The organism is Serratia sp. YC16, assembly GCF_009707615.1.
Classification (GTDB): domain Bacteria; phylum Pseudomonadota; class Gammaproteobacteria; order Enterobacterales; family Enterobacteriaceae; genus Serratia; species Serratia surfactantfaciens.
Genome location: NZ_WLYN01000001.1, coordinates 1458526 through 1476163 on the forward strand (window position 1 = coordinate 1458526; position 17638 = coordinate 1476163).

Below are 17638 nucleotides of genomic sequence, written 5' to 3' on the forward strand. Positions count from 1 at the left end.
CTCGCCCCGTGCCTTGTCGCCAGAACGGCCTACGGCCCCAAACAAAAAGCCCAGCACGTGAGGCTGGGCTTTTCATTCAACAAATGGATTAATCAGTCAGGTTATCGATCTCTGCCGATCGGTGTTTACGCAACAGATACAGCAGCAAAGATACTCGTCGTTCGGTGCGTTCCGGGGTATCCGGTGGCAGGTTGTAGCGCAAGGTGTAGCGCTCGTTGTTCTCGTTGCAAAAATCGATGACGAGCACGGGGGCTGACGCCCCCGCCACTTTTCGATAATTCAGCGAGATGCACGACAGGTTTTTCTTCATCTCAACTTACCGCGACGGTACGACGGGTGGATTCAGCAATCCGCCCCACGCCCGCGCTCAGCGCGGCGCCCAACAGCAGCACCAACAGGGAGCCCCATGCGGCGCGAGACAGCTGTTTGGCCGCTTCATCGGCCGCTTCGCGCGCCTTTTGTTCGGCCTGCGCCTTGAGTTTTTCCACTTTTTGCACCGCCTGCTGGTAAGCCTGAGCGTAGTTATCGACGATTTGGCTCGCTTCGTCGCGGCTCTTCCCGGTGCGCGCGGCAACGATATTCACCAGCGCGTTCTTATCGGCGGCGCTCAGCGTCGGCTCTCCGGACTGTTTGACGCGTTCGAACCACTGCTTAAGCTCGGTGGCGGCCTGCGCAGGATCGGCAGCGGCATCCATGGCTGATTGTTTGCCGTCAGCGGCCACCCGATCGGCCTTCTGTTCCAACCGTGCAGGATCCAACTCCGGCTTACCGGTCTGCTTAAGCGTGGCGTTCAACTGGTTTTCCAGACTTCCCCAGTCCAGGCTGATGCCGTTTTTATCCAGCTGTTGCTTGAGGCCTTCGCCCACGTTTGGCGCCGCCGCCGCCAGGCCGCTGCCCGCCAGCGAAAGCCCCTTGCCCACCGCGCTGCCCGCCAGTCCAACCACGCCACTTGCCAATGAAACCATCAGCCAGGTGGTCAGCAAGGTGGTGATAGACCAGCTCAGCAGGCCATGCAAGCCGCCGCGGTTCGGCGCGGTGCGCCCGGCGACGAACGCGCCAGCGGCCAGCGCCACCAGCGTTGAAACCAGCAGCCAGATGCCGGTGCCGGTGCCAAAGCCGCTCAGCGGATTGCCCTGTTGCATCATATCCACGGCCTGGGCGCCAATAGCCGTACCCAGCACGCTGAATATCAGATAAGTCACCAGCGCCACGGCACTCCCGGCCAATATCGAGCCCCATGACACCTGAAACGCAAAGCGATTTGATTCATAGACAGTGGTCATCGTTGTTCCTTATATTTTCTGGACAAGTGATTGCACGCACGGCGGATAACCGCGCAGACAAATTCAGTCTGCCGCGCGGCGTCGTCGGCCGTCCCGGTTCATTTGCGCCAGAATGACTAGTGCATTCACACCCTGCGAATTCGCACGTTATGCACTAAGCTGCTCAGCGAGTAGCGTAATCTGCGGCCCCCGCCAGAGGCCGCCCCCTTCTGTCTAGCGGAGAATCCATGAGCCAATCCGTCCTCGCCAGCGAAACCCAGCGCGGCCACCTGCAGCAAATCATCTCCGGCTTGTCCGACGGCGTGATCCTGACGGATACCGAGCAAACCCTTCTCTGGGCCAACGAGGCCGCGCTCGCCATGCATGGCGTGGGTCATCAGAAAGCCCTGGGGGCCAATGCCGGCGAGTACGCGGCGCGTTTTGCCCTGCGCTATCGCAACAATCATCCGCTGGCGCTGGAACAGTACCCGCTGAGCCGGGTTGCCGATGGCGAGACCTTTACCGATGTGGTGGTGGAAGTTCGGCGGTTAGACGATCCGGACAGCTTCTGGGTGCACCGCCTGCGGAGCCTGATCGTCACCGATCCGCAGGGGCAGCCGGAGCTGCTGGCGCTGATCCTGAGCGATGCTACCGAGTGGGCCAGCGCGGAGCAGCGTTTTGAAAAAACCTTCAACGCCAACCCGGCGCCGGCGGTCATCTGTCGGCTAAGCGACCTGCGCTACGTCAAGGTCAATCAAGGGTTTCTGGATATGACCGGTTATCAACGCGAACAGGTCATGGGCCGTTCGGTTTATGAAGTGGATGTCCTGGAACAAGCGGAGCACAAAGAGCTGGCGGTACAGCGCCTGGGAGAAGGCGCCACCATTCCGCAGATGGAGGCCGAGCTGAAACTGCCCGGTGGCGGAAGCAAGCTGGTGGTGGTTGCCGGCCAACCATTGGACTTCAATGAAGACGATTGCATGCTGTTCACATTCACCGATCTCGAACCCCGACGCCAGGCTGAATCGGCGCTGCGAGAAAGCGAAGAGCGATTCGCCAAGGCATTTCGCCTGAGCCCGGTGCCAACGCTACTGTGCACCGCAGACGAGCGGCGCGTGCTGGATGTCAACGAAGCCTTCACCCGCACCACCGAGTACGAGGCCGAAGCCTTGATCGGCAAGACGGTCGATGAGATCCAGTTTATTGACGATCCCGAGGCAAGCCGCCGGCTGTTTGCCGCCCTGGAAAAAGGCGGTAACGTCGAAGGGCTGGACATCCAGGTGCGCAAGAAAGGGAGTGAGCTGATCGACTGCGTGGCCTCGGCGGACGCCATCAGCATCCACAATGCGCCCTGTTATCTGTTGGTCTTGATGGACATTACCGAACGCAAACGCTCGGAGCTGGAGCTGGTGAGCGCCATCGAAGAAGTGATGCAGGACGCTTCCTGGTTCAGCCAAACCCTGATCGAAAAACTGGCTAACGTGAAAAGCATCAACCGGCCCGACCAGGCCAGATTTAACGCCAGCGATCTCACGCCGCGCGAGCGCGATGTGCTGGAATTGATTTGCGAGGGGCTGCCGGACAAGAAAATCGCGGCGCGTCTCAATCTGGCGCTCAACACCATTCGCAACCATGTCGCGACGGTCTATTCCAAACTGGGTGTGCATAGCCGCAGCGAAGCCATCGTCTGGGCCAGAGAACGCGGGCTGTTTACCGGTGGGCCGAGCGCCAGGAACAGCAAGTAGCCTGCAAATGCACTATCCGCACCGATGCAAACGCTCCTTATAGGCACCCGATGTAGTGCATAACATGGAAATGCAAATGCAAGCTTTCGCCCTGTGCGGAAGCCAAACGGATCGAACCTTAGGAGCGCATCATGATGAACAGCGAAAAAGCCGATGGCATGATAGAGAAAGTGGCGGGCAAAGCGCAGGAAATGGCGGGCGACGTTACCGGAAACGAACGTTTGCAAGCCGAAGGCGCCACGCGCTATGCAGCGGGCGCGCTGCAAGAAAAATACGGCGAAGCCCTGAGCTGTGCCGGCAGCATGATGAAGAAAAACCCGATCGTCGCGTTGGCTTTGATTGCCGGCGCAGGCCTATTGACCGGCCTGCTGCTGCGCCGCCGTTGATGCGCGCCGACGAGCAAACCGCTTTTCACTGAATGCCGGGCCCGGTGGGTAGCCATCAGGCCCGGTCCTCTCGGCCAAAGAGCAAACACAGCGGGTGCGCCGAATTATCATAGTGAAGCCGCTATATCCCTCATAGATAGGCGTATTTAGTCGCCGCTTAACCGCAGCCATGTTATTTTACTCACCGATTCCCGACGCTCATCGTCTTCTCACCCCAAGCCATCCGCCCGTTATTTACGGTCATGAGGCAATAAATCAGCTTACCCTCAGCATCACTGAAATCGTCAGTTTAACATCCGAATATATTCACCAACCTGGGTTTATCCCTTTCTCCATTAAATGTTAGTATCGCTGCATTGCGCGCACGGAGAAATAACATGTTCCCCAGTAGAAAATATTCACAACGGGCCACCCCGCTGACCAGCTATCAATTTTCCCGGCTGCATACTTTCGAATGCGTCGCCCGTCATTTATCTTTTGCGCTGGCGGCGCAAGAATTGTCGATCACCCCCAGCGCCGTGAGCCATCGCATTAATTTGCTCGAAAAGGAGTTGGGCTTTCTGCTATTCCAGCGTTTTCATCGCAGAATTACCCTGACGCCGGAAGGTGAGCGCATGCAATGGGCGCTGGACAGTTCCTTCAACACTTTGAATCAGGAAATTCTGGATATCAAAAATCGCGAGTTGACGGGGACATTGACGCTCTACTCGCACCCATCCCTGGTGCAATGTCTGCTGCTGCCGCGCATCGGCGACTTTATCGCCCAACACCCCACCATTCACCTCAATATTCTGACCGGGCAAGAGATCATCAACCTGGCCAACCGTGGCGTGGACCTGGCGATGTACTTCGGCAAACTGCCTTCTGGGCGGCATCTGGACGAAGCCTTTATGCAGGAATCAATGGTGCCGATCTGCACCCCGCAGTACGCCGCCGCGCATAATCTGTACGACGCGCCGGAAAACCTGGCCCACTGCACGTTGCTGCACGATCGCTACAATTCCGGCGAAGATGAATGGCAAACCTGGTCGCAACACTTTGCGCTGGGGTTGGATACCGACAGCAAAAGCATGGAGTTCGACCGCTCCGATCTTGCGGTGCTGGCCGCCACGCGGCACCTTGGCGTCGCCATGGGGCGGCTCAATCTGGTGCAGGATTGGATCAAAAGCGGTGAGCTGATCATCCCGTTCAGCAATATGACCGTGCCCTGTGAGCACTGCTATTTTACCTCGACCATCTCCGAACGGCAGTGGCCGAAAATCCTCGCCTTTAAACAGTGGATCATGAAGACCTTTCCTCTGGCCTGACGGCCAGAGGCTTATTTCCATATGTTGGGGGAATAAGAGAAGTGCAGCGCACAGGCATAAATGCGCCCGTCTTTTGAATAGGAGATGTATTTCCGATTTTTATCCCAGGCCAGCAGGGAATTATTGGCAAAGTAATAAACTTCCAACGCCATCCCGTTAGCCAACTTTGACCAGCCTCGGCTTCTTATTACGGTCAAATCGCCGTTATCGATGAGCGTAATCAGCGGCACGCCCCAGGCATAGCGAGATATTTGCAGTTGAATAATGAATTGGCTTTCGCAGCTTATTTGGTAGTTCTGTACATCAACATCCATAATTTATATTTTTGGTGCCACCCTTCGGTCAACATAAATAAGATATGAGCAACTCACCACGACTAGCCCCAGCACGATCAGCAAAGCACCCAATACAAACTCAATTTGCAGCGGTTCGCCGAGAATGACGACACCCGCCAGGATACCGAATACCGGGGTCATAAAGGTAAGAATGCCCAGCGAAGAAGCCTGATAGCGGCGCAACAGTGAAAACCAGATCAGGTAGCTGAAAAACGACACGATCACCGTTTGGAACAGCAAACTGCTCCAGACCACCGTGCTCATGACGGCGTGCAAATTGCCCGTCGCTATCGCCAGCAGCGACAGCAGCACGCCGGCGCCCGTCAACTGAAACAGCAGCGTCTGTTTGGCGGGGCACTCCGCCAGACGGGTGGTGCGAATCACCAGAGTAGAACCGCCCCAGGCGATCCCCGCCAGCAGGCCGTAGAGATCGCCTTTCAGCCGCTCGGCACCGCCGCTTTCCACGGCCATGCCCGACATGGCCAGCACCACGCCGCCAAAGGCGATGAGCATGCCAAACCACTGCATCGGCGACAGGCGCTCCTGATGAATAAGAAAATGCAGGCCAAGCGCGGAAAACAGCGGCGCGGTGTACAAAAACACCGCCATATGTGAAGCACTGGTGTAACGCAGCCCCTCGGAGACAAAAAAGAACTCCAGCGCAAACAATCCCCCCACGCTCAAACCGGCGCACAGCGTAGCGCGATCCCAGGTGAAGCGTTCGCCGCGGCAGCGCGCCAGCAGATAAACCCCCAGCGCGGCGAGACCCGAGCGAATGGCAATCTGCAGCACCGCCGACATGTCCGACTCTGCCGCCTTGATCGCCACCTGCTGCATCCCCCAGATGGCGCATAGCATCACCATGGCGGCGGCAGCTCTGCCGTCGATACCAATTCTTGCATTCATAATAAGTTCTCGCCGCCGTTGGAATAATAACAGGCTGCCGTCGTCTTATTCTTTATAAACCACGATTTCCTGATAAAGTTTAATAACCTCACCATCGCTGTCTACGGCGTCGGTATATTCGGTTTGCTGCGCCAAATGAATCACCTTCCATCCTTTACGCGCCAGTTCAGGGATCGTCAGGTGCCCCACGCCGCGGCAGGTAAACAGGGTATCGTCGGACAACCTGAGTTTGCTAACCTCAGCATAATCATAAGCTTGAGAATGGCAAACGTGCGACTCCGCCGCCATCGCCGGTAATGAAAACAACCCCACTAACAACATTAACAGGTTTCTCATGGCGACCTCCCAATCGCTTATTTATCCCGACCGATTACGCAGCCAAAGGTCAACGTTAATACGGCGGTGACAGGCTAAAATCAATTATCTCTTGCACGGTTGAAATTACAGGCAGGCGCCGGTGGCTGACAAATGAAAAATATAAACCTTGGCGTTAAATGAATTCATCCAAGCGGAGAGGCATGCATAGCGCCCGTTTTCGCCGCACGAAATGGTCAAAAACCGGCCAATAATTAGCAAGAAAAGTAATTATTTATCTCGTCGTTTATGTTACAAATGCCGCCCGCCGCGAAAACACTAAAAAACACCGTCAAAATGCGCAAAAACGCAGCTTTTTGCGCAAAACATCGGCATGGCGGCGCTGATGGGGGCGGTCATACATAAAACAGGGATAACACATGGCAATGAAATTGCGCGTAGTGACTCAGGCAGTGGCGCTGGGTCTGGCGATCGGCAGTGCGTCGTTCGCCGCTCAGGCGGAAATCACCCTGCTGAAGCAAGATCCGCAGGCCGGCGATCCGCTCAGCCGCCTGAACTTCACCGTTGGCGGCAGCATCCGTCCGCAGTTCAACAACATGACGGGCGACGGTGACAAGGGCTCCTACAAGCGTAACGGCTTCGACGGCGGCACCCGTTTCCGTTTCGCGGCGGACTACTACCTGTTCGACGATATCAGCTGGATCAGCTACTACGAGCTGGGTGTGAACATTCCGGCGCTGTTTGACTGGGATCATCACTATGCCGACGGCGCGCGAAACACCAGCCGCCGCATGCTGTATACCGGCCTGAAGAGCAAAACCTGGGGACAGATGACCTTCGGCCAGCAGAACAGCGTTTACTATGATGTCGTCGGTGCCAAAACCGACATCTGGGACTACGACATGCTGGCTCAGGCGCCGGGCAACGGCATCAACGGCGACTACGACGGCTCTTACCGTTCACGCAAAATGCTGAAGTACAAAAATAGCTTCGGCGATGCGGACGTTTACGCTTCGTACCTGTTCAGCGACAGCGACTACCTGCCGGGCAACGGCCTGCGCTATAAGCGCAAAGGCGGCGGCTCACTGGGCGTGGATTACCACATTACTCAGGATCTGACCTGGGGCACCGCCTGGAACTACACCCGCGCCGAAATGCGCAACCCGTCCACCAGCGGCAGCAAAAGCTACGACCAGAACATCGTCGGCACCGCCATCAGCTGGAAACCGGACAACTGGACGCTGACCTTCGGCGGCGGTTACTACCACGACTTCCTGACCACCAAGAAAGCCGACATCAACAATTACTTCGCCGGCGACGCGTGGGGCATCGAGTACCTGGCCGGTTATACCGTGCCGGTTGGTCAGTACGCGGTGAAATCGGTGATGCCGTACTTCATGGGCGATCGCCTGGAATACGTCACCGGCCGCAACTACCAGCGCATCGACAACGGCCTCGGGGTTACCGTGCAGTTTGACTACGGCTTCCGCGTTGACGTAGAGCATGTGCTGACATCGAGCACCGACAACCTCGGCGATATGACCGTGGTGCGTCTGCGCTACGACTTCTGATTGCTCAGAACGTAAAAAAGGCCGCGCAAGCGGCCTTTTTCGTTGATTGAAGCAGCGTCAGAAACCGCCGCGCGCCGAGCGCCCAACCGCTTCGCCCAACTGCCACACCGCCATGGCGTAGTGGGTGCTGTGGTTATAGCGGGTGATGACGTAGAAGTTCGGCAAGCCGTACCAATACTGGTAGCCGGTGCCAACGTCCAGCCGCAGCAGGCTGGCCTCCTGATTATCGCCGAGCGAACCCTGTGGGCTTAGGCCAGCTTCCGCCAGCGCGGCAACCGAATAGCGAGTCTTGAAGCCGTTTTCCAGCCCCGGCGCCTGGCCGTTGGCCTGGATGGCGACCGGTTCGCCTTTGGACCACCCGTGCGCCTTGAAGTAATTGGCCACGCTGCCGATGGCATCGACCGGATCCCACAGGTTGATATGACCATCGCCGTTAAAGTCGACCGCATAGCTTTTGAAGGAGGAAGGCATGAACTGCCCGTAGCCCATCGCGCCGGCGAAGGAGCCACGCAGCTCGAGCGGATCGTCGCCTTCGGTGCGCGACATCAGCAGGAAGGTTTCCAGCTCACCGGCGAAGTAATCGGCGCGGCGCGGATAGTCAAAGGCCAGCGTCGCCAACGCATCGATAATGCGGGTTTTACCCATTACGCGGCCCCAGCGGGTCTCCACGCCGATAATCCCCACGATGATCTCCGGCGGCACGCCGTACACCTGCCAGGCACGCTGCAGCGCATCCTGATATTGGTTCCAGAACACCACGCCGTTCTGCACGTTATCCGGCGTAATAAACTTGTTGCGATAGCGCAGCCAGGAGCCATTCGGCCCGGTTGGCCCTTGGGTAGACGGCGTCGGCGCTTGCCTGTCCATCAGCCGCAGCACCGAATCCAATCGTCGGGCCTGCGCCAGCACATCGTGCAGCTGCTGCCGATCAAAGCCGTGTTCCTGCACCATCTTATCGATAAAGCGTGCGGTATTCGGGTTATTGGCGAAATCCCCACCCAGCGGCGCGCCGCTGTGCGCCGGGCTCAGCAAAAAGCCGCCTTTTACCGGGGCGTTCTGCGGCGTAGCGGTGGTACTGGGTTTCGGCGTGCTGCTACAGGCAGCAAGCAAGGTAATCAGCGGTAAAAGCGCAACCAGGTGACGCATCGGATATCCATATAGCCATGCAAGAGATAAGTGAGAGTTATGTTAATGCATTGTTCGGTGCGAACAAACAGGATTATGTCGCCAATTACCGCCTCAGGTAGCCAAACGTGCCAAATTGTGACGTTTTACGTGATGGAAGGACGCCTGAGGCGGTCACGCTGAATCTCAACCGCGAATAAATGATAATAATTATCACCTTGACGCTCCCGGTTACCCGGATAAAATGCCCCGCTGTTTGCCCTGCTTACCGCCAGACGGCGATTCATCGCCATTATCGCGACAACGGACTGTTATGGAATCTCTCGGACAACTAGCTAAAGGCCTCTATCGTGGGCGCGTCTCGCGCAAAACCTTTATTTTTTCGCTGGCCATCTTCGCCATCGGCATCGCGCTGCTGTCGTTTCTGTCGACCTATCTGGACAAAAATCATTTTCGCGCCCATGCACACAGCGATACCGCCGAATTCGTCGCGGTGCTGCTGTATCTGCTGTGCATTATGGTGTGGGCGCTGTTCTGCTTCGGTCTGGTGACGTGGTTCATGGCCAAAACCGCGTTCCGGTTCAACGATATCGGTCTGCCCGGTTGGGCGCTGGCCGTGGCGTGCTATGTGTGTTCGGTGCTGAACAATTACTCCCCTGGCCCGGTGGCCCGCTGGCTGCCGCTGTTCAGTCTGGCGGGGATGATCTGCGCCCTGCTGTTGCCGCCCGACGGGCTGCGCCGCAAGCCGGACGGCAACGCTGACGACTAACGCAGCTGCACCACCTTGTTCGCTGCCGGTTCGGCCGCCGTCAGCCTGCCGCTGACCTGGCTGATGCCGCCGCCGCTGTTATGGGACACCACGGCGATCGGCAAACGCCGCAGCTGCCGGGTCAGCTCCGGCGTGATATAGCCGATGTGGGTGTTCTGTTGCTGTTTCCGCCAGCGGCCAGCGGCCCTGCGGCGGGAGAAATACTGGTTGTATTTGGCCCAGGCGATCAACGTGACGGCATTGAACAACGCCACAATGATATACAGCGAGATCACCTCCAGCAGCGACAGGGCAGAACCCACCCCGTGCTGATCCATCACCGACATCAGGCCGCGGCTGAACAGATAAAGGAAGCCGCACCAGGCGAAAAGCGTCAGCAGGCTGTCTACCACGCGCGGCAGCAGGCCGCGTTCGGAATAAATCAGGACATCTGTCATTCTTTGATCCTCCCAATGCCCCGATCGGGGCTGATCCAGCGCGCACGCCCGCGCCGAGCTTTCAACATGACTTTGGAAAACGCCACCAGCGTGGTCAGCAGGCTGAGCAGCCAATACACCAGCGGATACCAGATGATCCAGAACAGCGAGCGGCCGAAGCCCTTCTCATAGCGCTTCTCCAGCAGCAGGCTAACGGTGAACTGCAGCAGGCACACCACGCCCAGCACCAAGCCGGTAAACGCCGGCGTCAGCAACGAGTGAATGCGGATGCCCTCCGGCAGCGGCACCGCCAGCCCGGCCAGGAAAATCAGCACGCTGACCAGGTAAGTGAACGCCCACAACGTAGAAAGGCAATACTCGGCGAACAGCAGCCACATATGCCGGTGCTCCCAGGCCCACAGGTTGCGCAGATTCTTTAAAAACACCTCGGCGCCGCCCTGCGCCCAGCGCAGGCGCTGCTTCCACAGCCCGCGCAGGGTCTCTGGCATCAGGATCCAGCACAGCGCCCGCGGTTCGAAGAAGATAGCCCAGTGCTTGAGCTGTAGCTTCCAGCTGATGTCGATGTCTTCGGTGATCATGTCCTGGCTCCAGTAGCCGACATCGGTAAGCGCTTGCTTACGAAACGCGGCCACCACGCCGGAGATGGTGAACAGGCGGCCATAGACGCGCTGCGTGCGCTTGATAAGACCGATGATCGACGAAAACTCGCCGACCTGGATGCGGCCGATCAGCGTGGAGCGCGTGCGGATGCGCGGGTTGCCGGTCACGGCGCCGACGTGCGGATTGGCCAACAGCGGCGCCACCAAATAGGCCGCCGCATCGCGATCCAGCAGCGCATCGCCGTCGATGCACACCAGAAACTCGCTGCGCGCCGCCGCCGCGCCCGCCTGCAGCGCGATCGCTTTGCCCTGATTTTGCGCCAGATGGATCACCCGCAGACGGGGGAACTCCAGCGTCAACTGATCCAGCACCTCGGCGGTGTCATCGCTGGAACCGTCGTTGATGGCGATCACTTCGATATTTTCATAGCGCTGCGCCATCGCCGCCGAAATGGTTTCACGCGCGTTCAATCCCTCGTTGAAACAGGGGATCAGCACGCTGATCGACGGGTTGCCCGGCAGCACCGGCGCGGGCATGTCCGGGCTCCAGCGCCAGTGGCGCTCGCGGTGCAGCCAGAAATAGATGCCGCCGGCGATCCAGATACCGGACATGAACAGCGGCCAGAAAAACACGAAGTTGAGCAGCACTTCGCCAGTAAACAGCAGGACGATGCCGAAAGGCACGCTCAACACCAGACACAGGATAAATAAGGCAATTAAACGATCGGTCATGGCAGTGGGAACCAGGCTGAGGACAACACCGGGCGAACGGCATCCAGCTTAGGCCGATCGTCGAGGAAGTTGTCGGGGTAATAACCAAAGCTCTGAGCGCCATTGCGCTGCAGGCGACGCATCCATTCGGCCAGCAGTTGACCGTCATCCAGGCTGATCCGGCGCTCCTTGCGCCAGTCGACGGCCTGCAACTCAAACACCGTTTTATCGAGCGCGCCGGGGTAAACGGCCACTTTGCCCACCAGTTGATCCAGCCAGCGGCCGCTGTCGGCGCGCGACACGTTTTCCATCAGCGGCATCGCCATCGGCGCCACCCAGTCGTAGGCCTGCAGGAAATCCGCCAGATTCTGGCCGAACCAGGCTTCGCTGGCAGGATCGAGCACCGGCATCGCATAGATGTTGCGCGCGGTTTGCACCTGCGGGCCGCGGATCGCCCGCACCCGCTCGGTCAGCGACTGGGTAAATGCGATCAGCGCCCGGCTCTTGAAGCGCGTCCAGCGCGCCATCGCCTGCGGATCCTGGCGTATCGCCGCCACTGAATCGGCGAAGCCGGCCTGGCGGTAGGCCGCAACGGCGTCGGGGCCAGCGTCTTCGAAGTCCGACAGCAGGGCATCGTCGTGGAACAGTATCCCTTTAAAGGTGGCGTGGGCCGCCAGATCCTCGTAGATCTCACCGATGCGCTGGCGCGCCACAGCGCTGAACGGCGACAGGCGGCGGTACTGCTTGTCGTCTACCGACAGCTGCCCGCTTTGCGGATCGAGGCGCTGTACGCGCGGCACGTCAGAGCCCAGCTCGAACGCCAGCACCGGCATCCAGGCATACACGGCCACGCCGGTGCGCGAAGAGAGCTGCCAGGAGACCCGGTTGAACAGGTCGGCCTTCATCGGCAGCCAGCGGTTGGGGAAATAGAGCTCGCGCACGTTGCCGTCGCCTTTTGGATCGGCGAACGCCTGCAGGAAAACGGTATTGATGCGCAGGTCGTAGATGCGCTGGACCAGCTTGTCGAGGTTTTTGGCCTGCTGCTGCGGATCGGGATCGTAGAGGTAGTCGAGATCGACGTGCGCCACCCGCATGATCTGCCGGTTCTGTATCTGCGTCAGCTGCTGGGCGAAGCTCGTCAGCGACGGATTGCCGGCCACCAGCATGCGCGGCACGTTCTCAGGCGCGTTGACGTCTCCCAGCCCGTTCTCCAGCGTCAGCGCCATGCGGTAACCGTGCTTGCGCGCGATGTCCAGTGCCACGCCGCCGGCCGCGCCGTACGGCCAGACCCACACGCGCGGCGCCTTACCGGTGGCGGCGGTGATGCGCTGGGTTATCAACGCCACGTCCTTCTCGATACGTTGGCGATATTCCGCCTCGCTTTCGTAGCGGCCCTGTTTGGCGTCATACAGCCGATTAGCGACCGCCGGTTCGGTATTGCCCTGCGGGTTGGCGATGCCGCCGTAATGCGACGCGTAGGTGTGTGCGCCGATCTCCACCAGCCCGGAGTCCGACACCTCCCGCACCTGCTGCCAGGTGAGGAAGCGATCGCGCGGCGTCATCAGGCCGCCGAAGTCGACCGGCTTGCCGGCCGGCGCATCCAGCCAGACGCCGACCGGCGCCAGCACCGCCGGCCAGTTGTAGGCCTTCAGCAGCGGGAAGACCCGGCTGTAGAAGCTGCGGTAGCCGTCGTCGAAGGTCAGCAGCACCGCCTTGTTCGGCAACGCCGGGCCGCCGTTTTGCGCCTGCAGGATCTGCTCGACCGACACCGGCTGGTAGCCGTTTTGCTTCAGCCAGGCGAACTGTTCGTTGAGCGCGCTGGTGCGCACCGACATGTAGCGCTGGTCCGCCGCGCCGTCTTCCACGTCGTGATACGCCAGCACCGCGTAACGGTTGGCCGGCCACGGGCGTTCCATCGGCCCCACGGGGCGCTCCGCCGGCGGCGTGAAGCGCGGCACGTCCACCTGGCTGCAGGCGGTGGTCAGCAACGCGGCCAACACGAAAAGCGAGGATCGAATAAGCATGATTATTCCTTTAAAAACGATAATTCAGATCAAACGTCACGCCGATGTTCCGCTCGCGTTTGCCGTCGTACGGATGCTTCTCAAACTGCAGCATCGCGCCGGCGTCCAACACCCCGTTCCAGCTGATGCGCTGGCCGTAACCCAACTGGGTGATCGGCTTGCGCGCATAGTCCCGCTGCCAATAGCTGCCGGCACCGGCCTGGAACTGCTGGCTCCACTCGGTCTGATAATGGCGATACAGGGTGTGATCGAGCGTTAACGACGGCAGCAGCGTGAAGTCGCGCTTCGGGTTGTAATACGGCACGTTCTCCTGGCTGTTGCGACTGCCGGACAGCGTCAGGTTCATGTCCAGCCGATAGCGGGCGCCGGCGAGCAGCCGTTGCCGCCCTTCGAGGCCGTATTCCAGCCGGTTGTTGCCGTCCGAGAAGTGCGAAGGCGCCACGCTGGCACGCAGCTCGCGGCTTTCGTTCTGCTGCCAACGCAGCCACAGGTTACCGCCGTTGGCGCTGATGCCGTTGGTCAACGCACGCAGCGGCGTCTCGGCCGACAGCCGCGCCACCGAACCGCCGAGGCGCCATTGATCATTCAGGTCATACCAGGATGAGAGACGCAGGCCGAGCTCATTGCCGTGGCCGTAGTTGCGGTTGGCCACCTCGGCCTCCAGCCACAGATCGCGCGAGCGCCACTCGGCGCCGGCGCTGAGATCGCGATTGATGCCCTTGCCCTCCTCGAACTGGCCGGTGTTGAATCCCCAGCCGGTGAACAGCCGCCAGTTGTCGTCGATCGGCGGTGAATAGAGCGCGGCGTGAATGCCGAAATCGTGGCTGCCGCTGACCGGCCCGTCTGAATCGATGCCCTGATTGCCGCTGATGCGCAGTTCAGACATGTGGTGAATGCGGCGCGAACGCTCGAGCTGCTGAGCGGCGACGCTTTCCGGCGCGCGCTGGATGACATCGTCGGCCAGCAAATCGAGCTGCCGCCACGCCTGCAACTCCTGAGCGACATAGCCCTGCTGGATCTCCAACGGCAGGCTGCGCGGCTCCAGCCCTTCCACCTGCTTCAGCTCCTCCTCCGCGCGGCGCGGCCAGCCGCGCGCCAAATAAACGCTGGCCAAGGAGATGCGCAGACCCTGATTGCCCGGCGCCGTGCGCGCCAGATGGGTCAGCTGCCGTTCGGCCTCGGCCAGATCGCGTTGATAAACCCGCGACTGCGCCAACAGCGATTGGCCGACCAGCCAGTCATCGTTGTAGGCCAGCGTCGGCAGCTGGTACAGGCGGGTCGCGTAGGGATAGCGCTGGCTGACGCGCTGCGCCAGCAGCGCCGCCTGATCGATGCGTTCGTTCTCCGCCTGCGCGTAAAACAGATCGGTTTCGTCTTCGGCGGTCACCGCCTGCGGTGCGGCGGCGTTCAGGCGGCCGAAAATGGCCTGCGCCTTGTCCGGCTGCTGCAGATAGAGGTAGGCGGACGCCGCCCAGCGCTGGGCATAATCCGGCACCGTGCGCCCTTCCGCCTGCAGGGTTTGATACTCGCTCACCACGTCGGCCATTCGATAACGCGCCAGCAGCGCGCCAAGGCGATCGATACGCGCCTGTTGGTAGCTGTCCTGCGCCTCCGGCAGCGGCCGCCACTGCGTCAGCAGTTGGTCATAGCGCGCCAGCGCGCGATCGGCGATGACGAAACGTTCCTGTTCGCCGCGAGCATCGATAAACGACAACCGCACCAGCTCGGCGGCTTCATCCGCCTGCAGGCGCCGCTGCTGCACGGGCGGCAATGTCAGCCCCTGGCTTTCACGCAGTGCCGGATCCGCAACCCGATTCGCCGCCAGCAGCGTCACGTAATAAGCCTGAATTCCGGTGTCGGACGGCGTCAGCGCACGGGCATGGGTAACGTTTTCCAGCGCCGCCCAGCTGCGGCCGGCGGTCTGGTCCACATAGGCGCGCGTCAGATACCACGTTGCCGGCTCCAGCAGCTTCTCCGCTTTTGCTGCTTCCGTTTGCGCCTGCACATCCTGCCCGGCATCCGCCAGCGTCATCACATAGCCGCGCTGCAGACCGCCGTCGGCGGGAGCGAGCTGCAACGCCGCACGCCACAGGCGCAGCGACGGTTGCCACTGCTTCAGGTTGCGATAGGCGCGGGCCGCCGTCGCCAGACTGGCGCTATCCCGCTGCAGCGCGGCGCCGTCGGCACGCCAAAGCGCGACCACCTCTTCATCGTGGCCGGCCCAGCCGGCCACCTGGATATAATCGGCTCGCTGCTGCAGGCTCAACCCCTCCCGAGCGCGCCGCTGCGATAAATACGCCAGCACCGGCGCGGTATCACCCGACCTGGCCTGACGGATCAGTGCGTCATAGCGTTCATCCGCCAGCGCGGCGGCCGGCAGGGATAAACCGATAAACAGCAATGACGCCGCATATTTGGTGGCGTGGCGTTCGGTAAAGCGTAATGAACGCGAGTTAACTTTAGGCACGAGGCATTCCTTTAATCCGTGAGCTGCTGTCCTGGCAAAGTGGAAATGCGAGCAGGCACCCGAAAAATCGGCTAAGGCCGTCGGGTAATAAGCATGGAGTAATGAATATTTCTGTCTGGCGCACGCTTAAATAGAATCGAATGCGCCTTTGCCTAAAAAGAGTATTTTATAAATCTGCCGATGAATACCGCAGCCAGGTGATATCTGAATAAAAATGGAATTTCACAATTGTTAATAAGTGAAATAATAAAAATTAAACCCATAAAAATCATAAGCATAAATTTATATCATAATCAATACTCTTACTTTCACTCTACCATGTGAAATTGTATAAAAACCGGTGTGATATTTGATTTTAATTATCATTATCACCCATCAACAGGGTTATTAATCCAAGTGACTAATTAAATAATCTTTCTTGCCGGCAAAAATAATAAGAATATTGCTCACCAGAAAATTAAATTTGCCTGCTAATAATTATTGCTTTCAATTTAAATTCCCCTACGGCTACGTTCCTGCTGGCTATCTCCCGGACATGCCGTCACAATAGCGCCTCATTCAGATTTTCATCAGGGATCGCCATGTTCAGCCACTACCCCGCCCATTACCTCTTCGACCGCGACAGCGACGCCTGGCAGATCGGTTTCCACGACTTCCCCGAGTGGCAATCGGCCTGCTATAAACGCGAAGACATCGAGCTGGAAGCGCAGGAAAGCCTGCTGGCCGCCATCGCCGCCGCGATGGACGAAGGGCTGCCCCTGCCCGCCCCTTCCCCTCTGCAAACCGATGACTTGAGGGTACACCTGCCGGCGCTGGTGGCGCTGAAGATCGAGCTGCACAACGCCATGCTGCGCAAAAACATCGGCAAAGCGGCGCTGGCGCGCCAGCTGGGATTCAACGGCGGGCAAATGGAGCGGTTGCTGGATATCGGCTACGCCTCGAAGGTTGAAGCGCTGGAACAGGCGCTGTATCTGTTGGGCTATGAAGTGCGCGTGACAATAAGCGAAGTTTGCCAATAAGTTAGCTGCAGGTAAGCAAAATATTATCCGCAAGGGCTAAATTTTCCCCAGTTGGCGCCGATGTGATCGTTACCTAATCACTTGTCGCAACAACGAAGGCTAAAAATGGAGTGGAGTCGCCGTCATATTTGGGCCGTTATTCTGCTGTCTTGTCTCGTTTTTTGGGCCATTTTGGTGACCGGCATCAACGCCCTCGCCTGAGCGCCTGCCACCGCATTGCCACCCCCCGATTTTGCAGCCCGCCACGGCGGGCTACTTCCTGTCGCTTGCCGATGAAAAGCGTTATAAAACAGCACGGGCAGGTCAAAAAACAGCCAAAAATTGTGATCAAAAACACAGTATTGAAATCAGACCAGTATTGAGAGTACATTAGCGCCGATCCTGTCGCGGTTCAGATTTTACCTCACGGAGCATGAGGCGCGACAACCGGACAACCCGCGCTCGAGGACGTTGTTCTTTCGCTTGGAAGAACCCGCCCGACAAGCTGGTTGCCCATAAAATACTCAGCACAACAATCGGGATCATTGCTGGCGAGGACTCCAGACAGGAGTTGTTCAGTGAAATATTTTTTGATGGGCGTGTCATTCATGCTGGTTGCCTGGGTTGGCACCTTCATGTTGATGGTTGCCTGACCAGGAATACAGCCAAAGGGACGCGCAA

The 17638-nt window shown here is 59.1% G+C and carries 17 protein-coding genes; 7 read left to right on the forward strand and 10 right to left on the reverse strand.

Annotated features, from left to right (window positions below):
* Positions 1-88 precede the first annotated feature (88 nt).
* Complete coding sequence (locus GKN89_RS06845) at positions 89-310, reverse strand: hypothetical protein (protein WP_019453795.1); 222 nt, start codon at positions 308-310, stop codon at positions 89-91.
* A 1-nt stretch (position 311) separates the two neighbouring features.
* Positions 312-1283: a hypothetical protein gene (locus GKN89_RS06850; RefSeq protein ID WP_074055774.1), complete on the reverse strand. Its 972-nt coding sequence runs from the start codon at positions 1281-1283 to the stop codon at positions 312-314.
* 227 nt (positions 1284-1510) lie between these two features.
* Between GKN89_RS06850 and GKN89_RS06855 the strand changes: the two genes are divergently transcribed.
* The 3 genes from GKN89_RS06855 to dsdC all read left to right on the forward strand — a co-directional run bounded on the left by GKN89_RS06855 (position 1511) and on the right by dsdC (position 4700).
* Positions 1511-3007: a helix-turn-helix transcriptional regulator gene (locus GKN89_RS06855; RefSeq protein ID WP_019453797.1), complete on the forward strand. Its 1497-nt coding sequence runs from the start codon at positions 1511-1513 to the stop codon at positions 3005-3007.
* 131 nt (positions 3008-3138) lie between these two features.
* Positions 3139-3393, forward strand: coding sequence for a CsbD family protein (locus GKN89_RS06860; protein WP_230328928.1), 255 nt, complete (start codon positions 3139-3141; stop codon positions 3391-3393).
* A 377-nt stretch (positions 3394-3770) separates the two neighbouring features.
* Positions 3771-4700 carry a DNA-binding transcriptional regulator DsdC gene (gene dsdC, locus GKN89_RS06865; protein WP_019453799.1) on the forward strand — a complete coding sequence of 310 codons (930 nt, stop codon included), beginning with the start codon at positions 3771-3773 and terminating at the stop codon, positions 4698-4700.
* Between the two features lie 11 nt (positions 4701-4711).
* On the opposite strand, the gene GKN89_RS06870 is transcribed toward dsdC, so the two are convergent.
* The 3 genes from GKN89_RS06870 to GKN89_RS06880 are packed head-to-tail and all read right to left on the reverse strand — an operon-like array spanning position 4712 to position 6277.
* The gene (locus tag GKN89_RS06870; RefSeq protein ID WP_019453800.1) at positions 4712-5014 is read right to left on the reverse strand and encodes a hypothetical protein; all 303 of its coding nucleotides are present in this window, start codon (positions 5012-5014) and stop codon (positions 4712-4714) included.
* A 3-nt stretch (positions 5015-5017) separates the two neighbouring features.
* Complete coding sequence (locus GKN89_RS06875; protein WP_154746583.1) at positions 5018-5941, reverse strand: DMT family transporter; 924 nt, start codon at positions 5939-5941, stop codon at positions 5018-5020.
* A 45-nt stretch (positions 5942-5986) separates the two neighbouring features.
* Positions 5987-6277, reverse strand: a complete 291-nt coding sequence (locus tag GKN89_RS06880) for a hypothetical protein (RefSeq protein ID WP_025160153.1) — start codon at positions 6275-6277, stop codon at positions 5987-5989.
* A gap of 404 nt (positions 6278-6681) precedes the next feature.
* Here GKN89_RS06880 and GKN89_RS06885 point away from each other — a divergent pair, with 404 nt between their 5' ends.
* Positions 6682-7827 carry an autotransporter domain-containing protein gene (locus GKN89_RS06885; protein WP_019453803.1) on the forward strand — a complete coding sequence of 382 codons (1146 nt, stop codon included), beginning with the start codon at positions 6682-6684 and terminating at the stop codon, positions 7825-7827.
* Between the two features lie 57 nt (positions 7828-7884).
* On the opposite strand, the gene mltB is transcribed toward GKN89_RS06885, so the two are convergent.
* Positions 7885-8973, reverse strand: coding sequence for a lytic murein transglycosylase B (mltB, locus tag GKN89_RS06890; protein ID WP_019453804.1), 1089 nt, complete (start codon positions 8971-8973; stop codon positions 7885-7887).
* Between the two features lie 292 nt (positions 8974-9265).
* On the opposite strand from mltB, the gene GKN89_RS06895 reads away from it, so the two are divergent.
* On the forward strand, positions 9266-9721 hold the full coding sequence (locus tag GKN89_RS06895) for a DUF805 domain-containing protein (protein ID WP_063919808.1): 456 nt from the start codon (positions 9266-9268) through the stop codon (positions 9719-9721).
* On the opposite strand, the gene pgaD is transcribed toward GKN89_RS06895, so the two are convergent.
* From pgaD to pgaA, 4 genes are read right to left on the reverse strand one after another with little or no spacing between them, the layout of a single operon-like run.
* Entirely contained in the window at positions 9718-10158 is a 441-nt protein-coding gene (gene pgaD, locus GKN89_RS06900) for a poly-beta-1,6-N-acetyl-D-glucosamine biosynthesis protein PgaD (protein WP_019453806.1), read from the reverse strand. The genes GKN89_RS06895 and pgaD overlap by 4 nt on opposite strands.
* On the reverse strand, positions 10155-11489 hold the full coding sequence (gene pgaC / locus GKN89_RS06905; protein ID WP_063919809.1) for a poly-beta-1,6-N-acetyl-D-glucosamine synthase: 1335 nt from the start codon (positions 11487-11489) through the stop codon (positions 10155-10157). Before pgaC ends, pgaD begins: the two co-directional genes overlap by 4 nt.
* A complete protein-coding gene (gene pgaB / locus GKN89_RS06910; RefSeq protein ID WP_019453808.1) occupies positions 11486-13492 on the reverse strand; it encodes a poly-beta-1,6-N-acetyl-D-glucosamine N-deacetylase PgaB in 2007 nt (668 codons plus the stop codon). The genes pgaC and pgaB overlap by 4 nt, the downstream gene beginning before the upstream one ends.
* Before the next feature lie 10 nt (positions 13493-13502).
* Positions 13503-15959 (reverse strand): poly-beta-1,6 N-acetyl-D-glucosamine export porin PgaA, encoded by a 2457-nt coding sequence (gene pgaA, locus GKN89_RS06915; RefSeq protein WP_071892027.1) that lies wholly within the window; start codon positions 15957-15959, stop codon positions 13503-13505.
* A gap of 581 nt (positions 15960-16540) precedes the next feature.
* Here pgaA and GKN89_RS06920 point away from each other — a divergent pair.
* The gene (locus GKN89_RS06920) at positions 16541-16978 is read left to right on the forward strand and encodes a transcriptional regulator (RefSeq protein WP_019453810.1); all 438 of its coding nucleotides are present in this window, start codon (positions 16541-16543) and stop codon (positions 16976-16978) included.
* 557 nt (positions 16979-17535) lie between these two features.
* On the forward strand, positions 17536-17610 hold the full coding sequence (ypdK, locus tag GKN89_RS06925; RefSeq protein WP_099782600.1) for a membrane protein YpdK: 75 nt from the start codon (positions 17536-17538) through the stop codon (positions 17608-17610).
* Positions 17611-17638: the final 28 nt, after the last annotated feature.